The following is a 15,736-nucleotide window of genomic DNA, read 5'->3' as shown; positions in this document are numbered from 1 at the left end:
CCCGTCCGAGCCGCCGCCCAAGATACCCGAAAGGTGGCGTAATTGCGGTATTCGCCGACGTGACGCGCGGCCGGCACAGCGCCCCCGGAACGTTGGGAGCGGCCGAGAGATGCTAGCGGCCCCCCGTTCTGTCAATCACTCAAGCGGCGATCCGTCACAGTCCGCGCCCAGTGCGCCAGCGGTGTCGCGCCCTGCGCGACCAGCTCGGGATGGGCCGCCACATAGGCCGCCGTCGAGAACCCCGGAGCCGGCTCGCTCACCGTCCAGGCGCCCACCAGAAGGTAGTCGATCAGCGGATCTTCGCCCGTGGCGAGCGCCGGACCGCGACGGCTCATATAGTGCGCGGGGTCGAAGAACGGACTGGGGCTGAGCCCGGCGGCGGCGCCCTCCGACAGATAGTGCGCCAGCAGGTCCAGGCCCTCGCCTGCCTCCGGGGCCTGGGTCGCATACCAGGCCGGGTCGAACAGCGGATGCGGCGACAGCCCCGCGGCGGCGCCCTCGGCCAGGTAATGCAGCAGCGGCGCGGCGCTCGCGGCCGCCGGCGCCTGGGCGACGTACCAGGCCGGATCGAACAGCGGATGCGGCGAGAGGCCGAGCTGCCAGCCCTCGCGCACATAGTGGGCGACCAGGTCCTCGCCGGGCGCCAGTTCCGGGGCCTGGGCGGCGTAGTAGGCGAGGTCGAACAGCAGGTGCGGGTTGCGCGCCGCCGCGGCGCCGACGCGCACGAAGTGCGCCAGCGGCCACAGCCGGCTGGCCGCCAGCGCCGCGCCGTTCCGCTGGGCGTAGAAGGCCGCGTCGAACAGCGGGTGCGGCGCGCGGCCTTCGTGCTGGCCGGCGGCGAGATAGTGCGCCAGCGGCGCAAGCCGACCCGCCGCGACGTCGGGGTTGGTCGCCAGATACCAGGCCTGGTCGAACAGGCTGGCGGGCGCGACCGTCGGGTCCGCGCCGCGCCGCAGATAGGCCGCCAGGTGCCGCAGGTCGTAGAGCGGCCGGCCGCTGAACCGCCAGGCGCCCGAGCCGGCGACCAGCAGCGCCTGCCCGGCCAGCCCCAGCTTGGTCAGCACGCGTCGCAGCCGCCAGATCACCCCTCGCGCGGGCTTCGCGCGGTCGCCGGCGGGCGGACGGGCCGCGAGCATCGCCTGACGCTGCTCGGCCCGCAGCGCCGTGCGCTCGACCGCCACCGACAGCAGCGCCTGGGTCAGGGCGGAGCGGGTCACCGCTTCGCGGCCCTGCTGGTGGGCCGCCTCCACGCCCAGCGCCTCGATCTCCGCGCGCAGCGCCGCGCTCTCCGCGCGCAGCGCCGCGACCAGCGCGGCGACCTCGGCGGTCTTGCGGATGACCGGCGGCAGTTCGCGCTCCTCAGGCGGTTGTTTGCGGGCGACCGCGCTCACGCCACATGCTCCGCGAGCCAGGCGCGGAAGCCGTCAGGCCCCGCGGCGTAGGGATCCGGGAACTGCGCCTGCAGGTCGGCGCGGCGACGGTACAGCAGCCGATGCTCCCGTTCGATCGGCCGTCCGTCCTCATAGACGCCGTAGGCCCACCAGCGCGGCGGGATCGCCGCATCGGTCGCCTCGGCGATCTCGCGCTTGTACCAGCTCCACAGCTCGTAGACCGGGAAGTTGTCCCCGGCGTAGCGGCGCGTCATGGCGTCCCCGACTTCGCCCAGCTTGGTGAAGTGCCAGAATCGCAGCGGGAAGCCGTTGACCAGAATGCGGCCGTCCTTCTCCACGCTGAGCTTCCGCCGGCTGAGGTTCCAGCTGGCCACGTTGTAGCCGGGATCGCGCACGACCTTGACCTTGTCGAACAGCGCCGGGACGTGGTCGCACCAGCGCTGGTCCACGAACAGCCCGTTCGGGATGTCGTCGTAACAATGGGTGAGCAGGCGGTCGTTCCACCACTGGGCGAAGCGCGCGCCCTCGCCGGTCGTGCGGATGGCGACGAAGCCGAGGTTGAAGATCCCGGTGCGCAGGGTGGCGACGTCGTTGTCCTCGATCGCCAGCGGGTCGTCGTTGGGATCCAGCAGGTGCGGCGTGAGCAGGATGTCGTCGTGCTCGAGCCAGGCCTCCAGCGGCGCCAGGCTGCCGAGCAGGGCGGTGTCCGGGTCGAGATAGATCACCGCGTCGGCGCCCGACTGGCACGCCTGCAGCAGGAAAGGCCCCTTCACCGCGGTGCAGACCTCGACGACGTCGTGCTTGAACAGCCAGCCGTCGAAGTTCGGAATGCCCAACTCGCCGGCGTAGACGACGCGGTCGAACGGCTCGTCGGCGACGTCCAGGGTGAACCCCGGCGGCGGCGCGTCAGTGATCAGCGCCACCAGCTCCCAGTGCGGGTGGAACCGGCGCAGGGTGGAGAACAGCACGCGCGCGCGGTTCAGGTAGGAGAAGGTGAAGCTGGTGAAGCAGAGGACCTTCATGCCGCCGCGCCCGTCGCTGCAAGGTCGGCGCTCATGCCGCTGAACGCCAGGTCGTAGAGGGCCGGCCGGCGGACGCTGCGGGCCAGGTCGAGCAGGTCGCCGCTCCGCAGCGCCTGGGTCAGCGCCGCCTCGTCGGCCAGCACCCGGCCGGCGCCGCCGGCGGCGACCAAAGCCGCGACATTGGCGCTGTCGGGCGAGGTGACGATCGCGGCGCCGGCGGCGATCGCCTCGTAGGCGGCCAGACAGAAGGTCTCGCGGAAGATCGACCAGATCACCGCCACGTCGACCTCGAGCTCCTCCAGCGTGCGCCGCATCGCCGCCGGATCCTCGAGGCTCACCGAAACCGGGTGGAACTCGACCGGCGCGCGCGGGTCGCGGCGACTGCCCAGGTGCAGGAAGCGGTAGCGCGGATCGGCGGCGAACTCGGTCGCCAGCTCGGCGAAGATCGGCCAGCCCTTGTGCGCGGCCGGCATCCCCAGGAAGGCGAGCCGCAGGGGGCCGGAGGCCGCGACCGGCGCCGGCTGCGCCGCGCGCGGGATGAGCTGCAGATGCGGATGCACCACCTCGCCGGCGGTGGGATAGCTGGCCCGGGCGCGCCAGAAGTCGAGCGTCACCTGCGCCGGGCTCACGACGGTGAGCTCGAGCTTGCCGAACAGCCGTTCGTGCTCGGCGCTCTGGGGCGCGCGGCCCGGACCGTAGAGGCAGACGTTGCAGGCGGCGCTGTCGGCCGGCGGCGCGCCGCAGTCCTGCACGTCGTTGCGCAGCAACTGGTAGCCGGCGCACAGGCTGGTGAAATCGTGCAGCCAGAAGACGCCCGCGTTCAGGCCCGCGGCGTCGAGGATCGCCAGCACCTCGTCGACGTCATGGCCCAGCAGGTTGTGGATGGCGAAGCTGCCGCGGGCGCCCGGGCCACGCAACGCCGCCAGGCCGTCGGCGACGGCCTCGGCGCTGAAGCTTCCCAGCAGCCGGCCGTTGAGAATGGCGCTGAGCGCTGCGGGCTGGCCGCGCCGCAGCACCGGCCACGGGGTCGCCGGGCAAAGGTGCAGGTGATCGCGGCCGAGCTTGGCGAACTCGGCGGCCTCGTGCTGCAGGCAGAGCTGCACCCCGCCGACGTGGGCGGAAAAGTCGTCGTGGCTGAAGGTGACGTGCAGGTTCATCAGCGCGCTGCGCGACCCGGCGGCCGCCGCCGCCGCGGCGAAGGCTTCGGCCGTCGGCGCGACCGCCGCCGCCCGGTTGGCGGCTTCGGCGACGCGCGCCTCCAGCGAGCTGAGCCCGGCGATGATCTTGTAGCGGAAGCCGAGCGCATTGCGCGGGCAGCGGCCCTCGGCCCGGCCGGCCTGGAGGTAGTGGACGAACGGATTGATCCCGGCGTCGGCCACGTCCGGATTGTCCGTCAGGTACTCGCGGACGGAGAATTGCGGACAGGGATCGCGGCCCTCTTCCCAGCCGTGCAGCAGGAAATGCTCGATCGGGTCGACCCCGGCGTCGGCGATGTCGGGATTGGTCTCCAGGTAGAACCGGCTGTCGAACTCGGCCGCGACGACGACCCGCGTCGCAGGGTCGACCAGCGGCGCGGGCTTCAGCTCTTCGGCTGACGGGGGCAGGACCTGCTGCGCCGCCGGCGCGAGCGCCTTCGGCGGGTAGTCCCAGAGCCCGTCGCCGCCGGCCCGGCGAAACGCTTCGGCCTTGCTCGAGGGGAAGATCGCCCGCCCCTCCCGGCCGCCGTAGCGCAGGTAGTGCTGCAAGGGCTCCTGGCCGCCAGCGGCGACGTCGCGATGCAGCTCCAGATAGCGGCGGACGGAAAACCAGGGCGCAGGGTCGCGGCCCTCGCGCCAGCCGCGCTCGAGATAATGGCGGATCGGGTCGAGGCCGGGATCGTCCAATTCGGGATTGGCGGTCCGGTAGAAGGCCTGGTCGACCGCGACCGAGACGATCTCGTAGGCCTCTTCAACTTCGGCCCTGGCGGCCATACGGCGTGCTGTCCCTTCGCGGCGGAGGCCTGTCTGTAACAAGGCCTGTGTGCAACAGTTGGTCTGACCGATCAACCAGCCGCCTGAGAGTTGCAGCGCGGCGCAAGCGCGCCTACCACCCGATTCCGATGATCAGGAGTGCGACATCCCGCCCGACCGATTCCGCCGCCGACGGCGCGCGGACGGCCTATCTCGTGCTCGGCATGCACCGGTCCGGGACTTCGGCGGTCACCCAGCTCCTGTCGCTCGCCGGAGCTGAGCTGCCGCAGAACGTCATGCCCGGCGACGAGCACAATGCGCAGGGCTACTTCGAGCCCTGGCGGATCGCCACCTTCAACGACGAGCGGCTGCGCGCCGCCGGCTCGGCCTGGGACGACGTTTTCAGCTACCCCTGCCCCGCCGTGCCCGCCGAGGACGCGGCGATCTGGCGCAAGCGCGCCGTGGCGCTGTTCCAGGAAGAATTCGCGGGCCGCCGCCATCCGCTGATGAAGGACCCGCGGGTCACCGTCCTGCTGCCGTTCTGGCGCCAGGCGTTCGATGATCTCGGGCTCGCCGCGCGCTGCGTGATTCCCGTGCGCCACCCGCTCGCCGTCGCCGGCTCGCTGGCGCGCCGCGACGGCTTCGCGATCGAGAAGTCGGTGCTCCTGTGGAGCGCCTACATGCTGGCGGCGGAGGCCTACAGCCGCGACCTGCCGCGCGCCTTCGTGGGCTATGACCAGGTGCTCAGCGATTGGCGCGGCGAGGTCGCGCGGATCGAGCAGGCGCACGGCGCCGCCCTGCCGAAACTCGGCAAGCGCGCCGAGCGGGAGATCGACGCCGCCTTGACCTCGGAGCTGCGCCACAACCGCGCCGAAGGCCAGTTGGCGAATCTCGGCTGGGCCGGCGAGATCGCCGCCGCCGTCTATGACTGGTTCGCCGCCGCCGCGCGCGACGCGGCGCCCGGCCCCGCGGCGCTGGAGGCGACTGCGGCCGCCCTGGCCGAGCGCCAGCACGAGGTCGGCGCCCTGGTGTCGCCCGCCGCCCGCGACCTCGACGCCACCCGCAGCGAGCTGCTCAGCCTGCGCCAGACGCTGGCCTGGGAGCGGCGCGAGCTGGAGGTGCTGAAAGCCCGCGTCGAGCAGGTTCAGCGCGACTGGTGGGCCCAGAAGGGCGTGATGGACGAAGCCGAGTGGGCGCTCGACAAGATCCTCGGCCGCTGAACCACGGCGCCGGGGCGACGCCGATGCGCGTCGTCTACCTGCTGGCGCATTTCGACGACGAGTACTGCGCCCTGCCGCTGATCTGGGAGGCCGCCCGCCAGGGCCTGGAGCAGCACTTCGTCTATCTGGCCGACTACCGCGACCCGGCGATGGGCGCGCGGCGCCTGGCCGAGACCCGCCGCTTCCTGCAGCGGCAGGGCATTCCCCGCGAGGCGGTCGTTCCGCTGGGCCTGGGAAGCGGAGCCTACGACCAGAGCCTGCACCGCTGCGTCGACCTGCTGTTCCCGCGACTCGTCGAGACGGTCTCCGCCGCCCTGACAGCCCGCTTGGTGGCCCCCGCCTGGGAGGGCGGCCACATGGATCACGACGCCTGCGCCTTCATGGCGGCGCGGCTGGCGGCGCGGATCGGCGCGCCCGAGGTCCGTCAGTTCACCCTCTACAGCGGGGCGGGCCTGCCCGGTCCGCTGCTGCGCGCCGGCGCGCCGCTGGCCGAGAACGGGCCGGTCACGCCGCTCAGCCTGACGCCGGCGCAATGGCTGCGCTGGATGGCCGGGGTGCGCGCCTTTCCCTCGCAGGCCTACGCCTGGTCGGGGATCTGGCCGGCGATGTTCGCGGGGCTGCTGCGCCGCGGCTTCGGCTGGCAGGCGCTGGCCCCGGCGCGGCTCGAGGCCCGGCCGCACGCCGGGCCGCTGTTCTACGAACGGATGTTCCGGGTCCCTTACGCGGAGGTCCGCACAGCGCTCGATGGGGCTGCATCCTGCCCCCTGCGGCGCAGCGTCGGATCGACGGCGAGGTAGAGCACGCCGGTGATCGCCGCCAGGTCGACCGCGTAGAGGTAGCGGTAGTCGCAGGCCAGCGAGACGATCAGGAAGCTTGCGGCGAACCCCAGGACCCCGACCATCAGCCCGGCCATCGCGAGGTCGGGCGGATCGCGCCGGATCAGCAGGACGATCGCCACCGCCGCCGCCACGAGCGCGTAGGTCAGGTGCGAATAGAGCGGCGTGCCGAACCAACGCTGGGCGTAGGCGTAGAGGCGCGCATCCTGCGGCCAGTGACCGCGCGGCAGACCAAGCGCCTGGGCCACCTGCGGCAGCCCGTCGACCCCGAGATGCAGCGGCGAGCACAGCCGCAGGTCAGGCGTCAGGAGCACCCAGCCGAACACCTCCAGCCGCCGGCGCAGATAGCCGAGCGGATCGTCGGCGATCATCGCCCGCCATTCGGCGGCGATCGTCGGCGCCTTGAACCGCCACAAGGCGGCCCCGAGCGCCGGCGAGCGGTCGAGGGTGTCGACCCGGGTCGGCGACCAGGCGGCCGGGGCCTCGCGCCGCAGCACCGCCAGCTCGCCGGGACGTTCGGCGGCCAGCCGGGGCATCGGCCGGGTCGGGTCCTCGGCGAGCGCGGCGGTCAGGTCGTAGTGCGCCAGCAACCGCGGGCCGATGGCGAAGCTTTGGCCGGGCGGGTCCTGCACCGGGTTGGCGTGATTGATGGCCAGCGCCAGCAGGATCGGCGCCGCCAGCCCCGCGCCGGTCCAGACCAGGCCGCGGCTCCAGCGGCCCTGCGCCGCGATCCAGCCCAGCGCCAGCGCCCAGGGGCCGATCACCACGAAGCCGTTCTGGCGCACCAGCGCCGCCACCGCGAGCACCAGCGTGGCCAGCGCCAGCAGGGGCCAGCGCGCCGCCCGGCGCGGCCAGGCCTGCGCCGCGGCCGCCAGGGCGACGAAGCCCGCGACGACGAGATTGGCGAACAGCACGTCACGCCAGACGATGCCCTGGAAGATCAGCACCTGCGGCGGCAGGAAGCTGAGCGCCAGCACCACCGGCCCGCTCCAGGCGACGCGGCCGCGCAGCGTCGGCAAGGCGGCCCAGGCCAGCGCCGTCACCGCCAGGCTGGCCGTGGTGTAGAGCCCGGTCCCAGGGAGCAGGGAATCGAAGCCGCCGAGCATCGCGCTGTACAGCCGCGGCCCCCAGCTCATGCGCACGTGATGGCGGCCCTCCCACAGGCCGGTCAGCGAATCGAAGGCCAGGTGACCGGGCAGATTGAGCGCCGCGATCAGCGCGAACCCGGCGACCAGCACCCAGCGCCAGGCGGTGCGGGCGGCGGCGGATCCCTGTGCGTCCATGTCCGCTCCCCCTCGCCGGCCCGGCGCCGCGCTCAGCCGGCCGCAGAGCGGCTGATCACCACCAGCCCCGCCAGGATCAGGCCGACGCCGGCCCAGTAGCTCGCCGAGATCGGCTCCTTCAGGACCAGCATCCCGCCGAGCGGGGTCAGCACGAAGCTGAGCGCCATCAGCGGGTAGATCCGGCTGAGCGGCGCGTGCTTCAGGGTCATCACCCACACCAGCGTGGCGCCGGCGTAGAGCGCCAGCGCCAGGCCGAGGATCGCCAGCCCCTGCGGCTCGGCCAGCGGCCGGCGGAAGTCGATCAGGCCGGCGGCGAGCTTGAACAGCAGCTGGCCGGCCGAGATCACCGCGACGCAGGCCAGCGGCGCGACCAGCCCCCAGAGCCATCCCGCGGAGCCCAGGCCGGTCATCCGGCGCGCTCCTCGGCGCCGCCGGGGCGCTCCATCCGCGCGACGGTGCGCAGGTAGGGGTGGATCGGCCGGGTCGGCACGTTGAGCACGTCGAAGTTGATCGCCTGCAGCAGCAGCTGTGCGCCGAGGAACAGCGGCAGCGCCACGGCCATGACCACCCCGGCCGAGGCCGTCTGGCCGGGGACCCGGGTGGCGATGTAGTGCGCCGCGTAGCCGACGCCGAACAGCATCAGGAACAGGCCGGACACCAGCTCCAGGCTGGCGACGTTGAAGTCGCGCACATAGTACTGGCCGAGCACCCGCTGGAAGAAGTTGCGCAGGTGTTTGAAGGCGAACGGCCCGACGATCGCGCTGATCCGCAGGTTGGAGATCTCGTCGGCGTGCCGCGCCGGGATCGGCACGTCGCGCACCACCGCGCGCAGGGTGCCCAGGTGGTAGAGCAGGTCGGTCTCGAAGAAGAAGCGCCGCGAGACCCGCTTGCGCATCACCATCTTGGCGACCTGGGCGTCGATGGCGGTGAAGCCGTTGGTCGGGTCGAAGATGTTCCAGTAGCCGGTCGACAGCTTGGCCGCGAAGCTTAGCGCCGCATTGCCCAGCACGCGCTGGATCGGCATCTCCTGCAGGTCGCTGATCGAGGTGAACCGGTTGCCCTTGGCGTAGTCCGCCTCGCCCAGCAGCAGCGGCGCGACCATGTGGGCGGCGTAGCTCAGGTCCATCTGGTCGTCGCCGTCGACCTTGACCAGCACCTGGGCGCCGCGGCGCTCGGCCTCGCGGTAGCCGGCCATCGTCGCCCCGCCGACGCCGAGGTTCTTGGGCAGCGTCACCACCACCACCCGCGGATCGCCGGCGTGCTCGCGGATGAAGGCCCCCGACCCGTCCGGACAGGCGTCGTCGACGCAGACGATCCCCTCCACCCAGGCCGGCGTCTTGGCCAGCACCTTCAGGATATGCGCCTTGACCTTGTAGCAGGGGATCACGAACCACACCCCGGCGCCCGCCAACGGCGGCGGGGCGGCGGCGTGTCGGCGCTCGGCCGTGAGCGAGGTCTGATTCGGCGGCTTATGCGTCAGCATCGACACACCGCGCCTCGCAGAGGTGATGGAAGTGGCGCCGGCGTGCGGCGATGTGGCCGCTGCACCATTTCACGCGGATCCGCGGACCGTCGCCGGAACACCCGTGGCCGTGACATTTGGAGGAACGTCTTTTAACACGACAGCTCCCGCACCAATCACGGCGCCTCGGCCGATCGTGACCTTTTCGATGATCGTCGCGTTCGCTCCGATAAAGCAACCTTCGCCCAGCACCGTGTCGCCGCTCACAACGGCGCCGGGCATGACCGAGACATAGTCCTGCACTTCACAGTCGTGCCCAACCATAGAGCCATAAGAGAGACATGCATGTTCGCCGATCGTGACCAGCGGACTGACGTGAGCAGCGGCGAGGATGACCACCCCTTTTCCGATCGACACGCCGGCCGGGACCTCGGCCCGCGGATGAATCACGATGGCCGGCTCCAATCCGCAATCCGCAACCCGCGCAGCGACCATCTTCCGCGGCAGACTGTATCCGATGGCGAGAACATAGTGGCTGGCGTCTATAGATCTAAGATCTGAGAGATCGCCGATCTGCCTGACGCCGCGATGCGCGAAACGTCGCAAATCTATTTCGACATCCGCGACTAAGCCAATAACGGGATGGGGCTCACCAGAGCTTTCGCTGATCGCCTCGTAAGCGCCCAATATATCGCTCGCATGCCCGCCGCCGCCGACCAGTACAACCCTAGTCATAGATATCTGTCGAAGCTAAGCGACGCCGCGGCGAGGCGCCGTCGGGTCTGCGGCGGCGACACTGCTGGCGACTCGGCAGTCGGTGTGATCATTGGCCGGCATTCCTAAAGAACGACGCGTCATGGCCCCCCGCAAACTCATTCGCAACAAAGCCGACCTCGCCATCGCAGGCGCACCTCCCGCCTTCGCCGAGCCGATGCACGTGGGCCGCCCGAACATCGCCGACCCGGAGGGATATCTCGGGATGATCCGCGGCATGCTTGAATCGCGGATGTTCACGAACCACGGGCCGCTTGTACAGGCGTTTGAAGCCCGCCTCGCTGAGGCGCTCGACGTCGAGCACGTGGTGGTGATGTGCAACGCCACCATTGCCCTGGAGATCGCCGTCCGCGCCCTCGGCCTCACGGGGGACGTCATCGTCCCGTCGTACACGTTCATCGCGACCGCGCACTCGGTCTATTGGCAAGGCCTGACCCCGCTCTTCGCAGACATCGATCCGGACACTCACTGCCTCGACCCGGCTTCTGTGGAGCGAATGATAACCTCGCGCACCTCCGGCATCGTTGGCGTCCACCTTTGGGGACGCACCGCTGACGTGGAGGCGCTCCAAGACATCGCGGATCGGCGTGGATTGAAACTGATGTTTGACGCCGCGCATGCGTTCGGAGTGACGCGCGGCGGCCGTAAGGTCGGGTCCTTCGGAGCCTGCGAAGTTTTCAGCTTTCACGCCACCAAGTTCCTGAACAGCTTGGAGGGCGGCGCACTGGCGACCAATGACGCCGAACTCGCCGAGGCTGCCCGCAAGATGCGGAACTTTGGTTTCCACGGATATGACAACGTCATTTATCCGGGCACCAACGGAAAGATGGTCGAGGCTTGCGCGGCTATGGGACTGGCCAACCTCGCGAAGCTGGACACTTTGCTGGAAGTGAACCGCCGCAACTACAGACTCTATGCGGAGGGCCTCTCGGGCCTGCCCGGGGTAAAGCTGCTCGAATATTCTGCAGAGGAAGAAAACAACTACCAGTACGTCGTGCTTGAGATCCACCCGGACTCTCCGGCCAACCGGGACGAGATCGTCGAGGCCCTCCACGCTGAAAACGTTCTTGCCCGAAAGTATTTCTGGCCCGGCTGCCACAGAATGAAGCCTTATTCGGACCTTTATCCCTGGGCCGACGCCCACCTTCCACGCACGAACGAAGTCGCCAGTCGCGTGGTGGTTCTCCCCACCGGAATGGCGGCGTCGCCGCAAGACGTCGAGCAGATCTGCGCCGTCATTCGGACTCTCTGTTCCTGAACAGCTCGGTTGCCGGGGTTTCGCAAAGCCACCTCGCCGGCAACCGCCAGATCATGAAGATCTCGTCGCCAACCTCCGCCGAGGCGCACCGAACAGGCGCTTGGGCGGAGCCTCCGGCCGACCTCTATGGCGGCGGCTCCTGGGCATGCTAAGGCTCGGTCATGCTTCAGGCGCGCACGCTTTGCTCCCCGGATTTCCAAGATGCGCTGGATCACGTCCGGAGCCGCTCGGCCGACTATCGATGGCTTTGGGAGGAGTGCCGGCGTGCCCCGAACCCAGACCAGGCTTTTGGCGCGCTGCGGGCCCGGGTTGATCCGGCAAAGCCCTATTTTTTTGGCGAGTTGTCGAACGGTATACGCTTCGCGGGCGACGCCAGGGACTTTCCCGCGGCCCTCCACGCCCTCAACCCGGACTGCAACTCCACGCTCATTCGCGCCCTGATCTCGGCCCTCCCGGAGGGGCCCGGCAACGTCGTGGACGTGGGAACGAACATTGGCGTGGTCGCAGCGTCCCTCGCACGCCATCTCGGATCGCGCGGACGAGTTCTGGCATTCGAGCCCTCCCCAACGACCACCTTGATCGCTGCCGCCACTCTAGCGCTCAACGGCCTGGAGAACGTGTCCCTCATCCAAGCGGCCGCAGGCGACCTCGACGGGGAGATCACATTCCACGCCACGCCAGGGAACTCCGCGATCGCCTCGACGCGCAATCACGGGTTCACGCACCTGAACAGTTGGCAAGAGATCACCGTGCCGTCGCGGCGGCTCGACAGCATGGATCTCGGTTCAGTCCTGTTGATCAAGATCGACGTGGAAGGCCATGAACTGAACGTACTGCGCGGGGCCATCGAAACGCTTCACCGCGCGCGCCCGATCACCGTCTATGAGTACACCCCCATTGCAGCGCCCACGCATGGGTGGACCGCTGAAGACTCCGTGGCCCTGTTCTCCGGCCTTGGGCCTTACCGGTTCACGGCGCTCACCGAGCCGCCAGTCCACCAACAAGCCGAGGGCGGGCGCTGGCTCCCCTTCCCCCTGCCGGACGGGATCCGCGACCAGGTGAACGTCTTCGCCCAGCCTCAGGACTGAGGCCAGGCGGCGCCGTTCGGCCTGACTGACGGCGAAGCCCGCAGCGGCTCGTCCTGCGAAGTCGCTGCGGCGTCACCCCTCGAGGCGAATGTGCACACCGGCGCGCGCCGCCGCCGCGCCTATGAAGCGCTTCCGGCGGCCGACCTGCAGGTCGGGGTGGAACAGGGCGTGAGTGGTCCGGCGGCCCGCCTCGCCGAGCGCAGCGAGGTGGTTCGGATTTTCCGCCAACGCAAGAATTTGGTCGACCAAGGAACGAGCGTTGGGTTCCACCAAGGCGATGTCTTGACCGTCGCTATAAGCGGGGTTCATTCCGAGGACATCGGAGACGATCATCGCCGCCCCCGAGAGGGACGCCTCAACGCAACTCGCCGTCGGAAACCCGTCGAAGTTCCCCGAATGCAGCTTGAACGGTTCATTCGGTGACACAACCGCATCCATCGCGAGAAGACGCTCGCGGAGCGCCTCGGTCACTGCGCGGCCATGAAACGCAACACGGCTCCGCGGCAGCGGCGGGCCGACGTAGTCGCCTTCGCCAAACCCGCCGATAATGTGCAGGCGAATCCGCGGATTGCGGGCGAGCAATTCCGCCATCGCCGCGGCGAAGATCGGCCAGCCCTTGTTAGCCCCGCCAGGCATGTACTTCTCGGCCACGAAGCAGACGTCGAATTCTTCTTTATCGCGACCATAGCGCGGCCGCCTCGCGACCTCCGCCTGGTGCCGCGCTGTGAAATAGGCCGGGTGGATCACCGCACCGAACACGAAGTCCCGCGGCACGTGGGGCGCCTTCTCCGCGAGGTAGGCCTCGGTCACGTTCTGGGTCGTCAAGACGCCCTGCAGAAGATCCGAACCAGTCACGCGTAGCAACTTCGCGTCGCTCTCAGGTTCATTGAGGCCAAACCCTCCGCCAGGATACAGCGTGAAGGCGTAGGGGATGCCGAGATTATGGAGACCGGCGAGGAAGGTGTTGGCGTTGTTGAGAAACACCAAGTAGGCGAAGCGGTGCCCCTGGACAGATTTTCCCTCGGCCGGCTGAACCCGCTCGGCGAATTCAGGATAAAATTGAGCGTAGGTGGCTTTGAACTGGGCCAGCCGCGGATGGCTCGAAAAGATCGTGAGCTCCGGCGACGCGGCGAGATAGGCGTTGTACTCGGCAATCCGGAACGCCGAGAGCACGTTCGGGAAGAAGTCATCGAGGATGCACCACTTGTCAGCCATGACGACTCCTTTTTTCGGCGGCGGAAGCGCTCTCACCGGGGGTGGGGCAAGCAGCGATTCCCAGCAAGCCCGGCCGCCTTCCTGCCGATGCGCGCGCGCCGGATTTCCCAAGCTGGACGCGGAAGGCGCGACAGGCCATTGCTTCAGCCTCGCGCACACGGGCTAGGAACGCCCGCCGACGACAGGATTCGCGAATTGAAGGTCAGCGTCGTCATTCCGGCCTACCGGCCAACCTTCCTAAGACAGGCCATCGCCAGCGTTCTCGCTCAAGGACGCGAAGATTTCGATCTGTTGATAAGCGACGATAGCGGCGGCGGCGCCGTGAACGACGTAGTTGCATCGTTCCGCGACCCGAGGATCCGGCTCGTCCACACGGAGGGGAAGGTCGGCGGGGCGGAAAATCTGCGGCGCCTCTGGCAGGCGGCGGAAGGCGACGCCATCAAGATTCTGCACGACGACGACGTGCTGCTGCCGAACTGCCTGCCGGACCTCTGCCACGTGCTGGAACAGAAGCCCGCCGCGTCCTTCGTCTTCGGCCACCGGGATGTGATCAGTTCGGAAGGCAGAGTGCTCAAGTCGCCGCGATACATACAGGAGAATGTTGTCGTCGGCTTGAACCGGGAGCGCCTATCGCAGACGCAGGTGCCGTCCTGCACCAACCGCGTCGGCGAGTTCCCGAACATCTTGATCAATAAATCCAGCGGCGTGACCTGGGACGACTTCTCGTCCTACGCCGGATTCGAGCTCGAGATGCTCATCGATGTCGCCCTTTACCTGAACGCGTCCGCGAAAGGGCCCGTCGTGGGAATCGGCCGCACCGTTTCGCAATACCGGCAGCACGGCGCCCAGAACTCCACGCCCGGCTTCAGCCCCGGCTACGCCAAGGTCGTCGGCGAATGGGAGATCTTCGTCCGCGGCGAGTACCAGGCGGGCCGGCTCAACGCCGAGCAGGCGCGGGCGGGCGCAGAGACCCTCGGTCGCCTCTACGCGCTGTTTGTGGACCGCGTTCCGGAACTCGCCATCCTGCAGCCTGGGATCCCGATTCTGCTCGAGCGGATCGCCGCCCAGGATGCTGACGTGCTGGATGCTGACTTCCGGCGCAGCTGGGCCGGCATCGACGCGGCGGTCAGCGAGCGCAAGGCCAAGGCGAAGCTGGCGGCCGGTTAGGCCTGTATTGGCGGCGAGCCCGCCGCCTTCCGCGCCGCGATCGCCGCCTCGACGTCGCTCAACCGCCGCCGGAAGTCGGCGTCCAACAGCTCCCGCGCGCCGGCCTGCAGTTGCTGGCGCAGGCGCGGCAGCTCCGCCGCCAACGGCGCGAGTTCCGGAAACGCCGCCAGGTGGTTGCGGTAGTGCAGCTCCAGCCGGTCGAAGCCGCGCAGCGCGGCTTGCGGGGCGATCACGCCGCGGCTGACCGCGCCGCGGACGAACAGCTCCCACTCGGCGACGCCGTAGGAGAAGTCCGCCGCCTGCCGCAGCGAGGTCACCTGGTTGGCGTGGCGGCGGAAGGCGGCGCCGAAGGCCGGGGTCCCGACGCAGGGCCCGCGCTCGGCGGCGTTCATGAAGAAGGCGACGTCGATATGGTGCCGCACCGGCGCGCCGCCGTACTGCCGCAGGCAGGCGGCGTCGCCGAAGCTCGAGCGGCGGATCAGCAGGTTGGTCGGCTCGCCGATCGGATTGATGATCCCGCCGACCAGTGCATCGGTCAGCGTCGCGCCCGGGAGGACCGTGATCTCGCCGCTGCGGAGCGGGCTGTTCGAATGCAGGATCCGCCCGTCGGCGTCGACGATATGCCGGGCGCAGAAGGCGAAGGTCAGGCCGGGATCGCGGCCGAGCAGGTCGACCAGATCGGCCAGTCCGAACGGCAGCAGGAAATCGTCGTCGTAGACATACTTCAAGAGGTCGGCGCCCGCCTGCTCCCACAGGTGCACGCTGTTGGCGACCAGGCCCTGGCGGGGCCCCTCGATCAGGCGGATGCGCGGGTCGCGAAACTGCGCGACCACGGCGCGCACCGCATCGTCCGGGCAGTCGTCGGAGATCAGCAGTTCGAAATCGGCGAAGGTCTGGCCAAGGACGCTGGCGATCGCCTGGCCCAGGTGCGCCGGCTTGTAGGCGGGGATCGCCACGGTTACGCGCGGCATGGCGCACCTCTCGGGGCGGGCGTTGCTGGACGAACCGCGCTACCACGGTTCGCGCAGGACGGGCAAAGCCCGCATCGGCGCGCTTCGCCACAGCCCAGCC

Annotated in this window: 14 protein-coding genes; 5 read left to right on the top strand and 9 right to left on the bottom strand. The window is 69.5% G+C overall.

Features of this window, described 5'->3' with window-relative positions; genetic code table 11:
* Window positions 1-131: 131 nt before the first annotated feature.
* The 3 genes from ACSQ14_RS02905 to ACSQ14_RS02895 are packed head-to-tail and all read right to left on the bottom strand — an operon-like array spanning window position 132 to window position 4,383.
* Window positions 132-1,391 (bottom strand): hypothetical protein, encoded by a 1,260-nt coding sequence (locus ACSQ14_RS02905; RefSeq protein WP_436009543.1) that lies wholly within the window; start codon window positions 1,389-1,391, stop codon window positions 132-134.
* Complete coding sequence (locus ACSQ14_RS02900; RefSeq protein ID WP_436009541.1) at window positions 1,388-2,413, bottom strand: hypothetical protein; 1,026 nt, start codon at window positions 2,411-2,413, stop codon at window positions 1,388-1,390. Before ACSQ14_RS02900 ends, ACSQ14_RS02905 begins: the two co-directional genes overlap by 4 nt.
* On the bottom strand, window positions 2,410-4,383 hold the full coding sequence (locus ACSQ14_RS02895; protein WP_436009539.1) for a hypothetical protein: 1,974 nt from the start codon (window positions 4,381-4,383) through the stop codon (window positions 2,410-2,412). The genes ACSQ14_RS02900 and ACSQ14_RS02895 overlap by 4 nt, the downstream gene beginning before the upstream one ends.
* Before the next feature lie 128 nt (window positions 4,384-4,511).
* Between ACSQ14_RS02895 and ACSQ14_RS02890 the strand changes: the two genes are divergently transcribed.
* Both ACSQ14_RS02890 and ACSQ14_RS02885 read left to right on the top strand, forming a co-directional pair.
* Window positions 4,512-5,582, top strand: a complete 1,071-nt coding sequence (locus tag ACSQ14_RS02890; protein ID WP_436009537.1) for a sulfotransferase family protein — start codon at window positions 4,512-4,514, stop codon at window positions 5,580-5,582.
* A 23-nt stretch (window positions 5,583-5,605) separates the two neighbouring features.
* Window positions 5,606-6,379, top strand: a complete 774-nt coding sequence (locus ACSQ14_RS02885; RefSeq protein ID WP_436009535.1) for a PIG-L deacetylase family protein — start codon at window positions 5,606-5,608, stop codon at window positions 6,377-6,379.
* Here the strand turns inward: ACSQ14_RS02885 and ACSQ14_RS02880 are convergent.
* From ACSQ14_RS02880 to ACSQ14_RS02865, 4 genes are all read right to left on the bottom strand, one after another.
* Window positions 6,301-7,701 (bottom strand): hypothetical protein, encoded by a 1,401-nt coding sequence (locus ACSQ14_RS02880; protein WP_436009533.1) that lies wholly within the window; start codon window positions 7,699-7,701, stop codon window positions 6,301-6,303. The two genes, ACSQ14_RS02885 and ACSQ14_RS02880, sit on opposite strands and share 79 nt — an antisense overlap.
* Window positions 7,702-7,733: 32 nt before the next feature.
* A complete protein-coding gene (locus ACSQ14_RS02875) occupies window positions 7,734-8,111 on the bottom strand; it encodes an EamA family transporter (protein WP_436009531.1) in 378 nt (125 codons plus the stop codon).
* Window positions 8,108-9,184 (bottom strand): glycosyltransferase family 2 protein, encoded by a 1,077-nt coding sequence (locus ACSQ14_RS02870; protein WP_436009529.1) that lies wholly within the window; start codon window positions 9,182-9,184, stop codon window positions 8,108-8,110. The genes ACSQ14_RS02875 and ACSQ14_RS02870 overlap by 4 nt, the downstream gene beginning before the upstream one ends.
* Window positions 9,185-9,253: 69 nt before the next feature.
* Complete coding sequence (locus tag ACSQ14_RS02865; RefSeq protein ID WP_436009527.1) at window positions 9,254-9,898, bottom strand: acetyltransferase; 645 nt, start codon at window positions 9,896-9,898, stop codon at window positions 9,254-9,256.
* Window positions 9,899-10,019: 121 nt separating this feature from the next.
* On the opposite strand from ACSQ14_RS02865, the gene ACSQ14_RS02860 reads away from it, so the two are divergent.
* Window positions 10,020-11,195 carry a DegT/DnrJ/EryC1/StrS family aminotransferase gene (locus ACSQ14_RS02860; RefSeq protein ID WP_436009525.1) on the top strand — a complete coding sequence of 392 codons (1,176 nt, stop codon included), beginning with the start codon at window positions 10,020-10,022 and terminating at the stop codon, window positions 11,193-11,195.
* 161 nt (window positions 11,196-11,356) lie between these two features.
* A complete protein-coding gene (locus tag ACSQ14_RS02855; protein WP_436009523.1) occupies window positions 11,357-12,283 on the top strand; it encodes an FkbM family methyltransferase in 927 nt (308 codons plus the stop codon).
* A gap of 72 nt (window positions 12,284-12,355) precedes the next feature.
* On the opposite strand, the gene ACSQ14_RS02850 is transcribed toward ACSQ14_RS02855, so the two are convergent.
* Window positions 12,356-13,498, bottom strand: a complete 1,143-nt coding sequence (locus tag ACSQ14_RS02850) for a glycosyltransferase family 4 protein (RefSeq protein WP_436009521.1) — start codon at window positions 13,496-13,498, stop codon at window positions 12,356-12,358.
* 195 nt (window positions 13,499-13,693) lie between these two features.
* Here ACSQ14_RS02850 and ACSQ14_RS02845 point away from each other — a divergent pair, with 195 nt between their 5' ends.
* A complete protein-coding gene (locus tag ACSQ14_RS02845) occupies window positions 13,694-14,665 on the top strand; it encodes a glycosyltransferase family 2 protein (protein ID WP_436009519.1) in 972 nt (323 codons plus the stop codon).
* Here ACSQ14_RS02845 and ACSQ14_RS02840 read toward each other — a convergent pair.
* Complete coding sequence (locus ACSQ14_RS02840; protein ID WP_436009517.1) at window positions 14,662-15,636, bottom strand: glycosyltransferase family 2 protein; 975 nt, start codon at window positions 15,634-15,636, stop codon at window positions 14,662-14,664. The genes ACSQ14_RS02845 and ACSQ14_RS02840 overlap by 4 nt on opposite strands.
* Window positions 15,637-15,736: the final 100 nt, after the last annotated feature.

The sequence above is a fragment of the Phenylobacterium sp. LjRoot219 genome, assembly GCF_964252995.1.
GTDB lineage: Bacteria > Pseudomonadota > Alphaproteobacteria > Caulobacterales > Caulobacteraceae > Phenylobacterium.
Note: the sequence above shows the minus strand (reverse complement) of the source record. Positions and strands in the feature narration are given on the sequence as shown.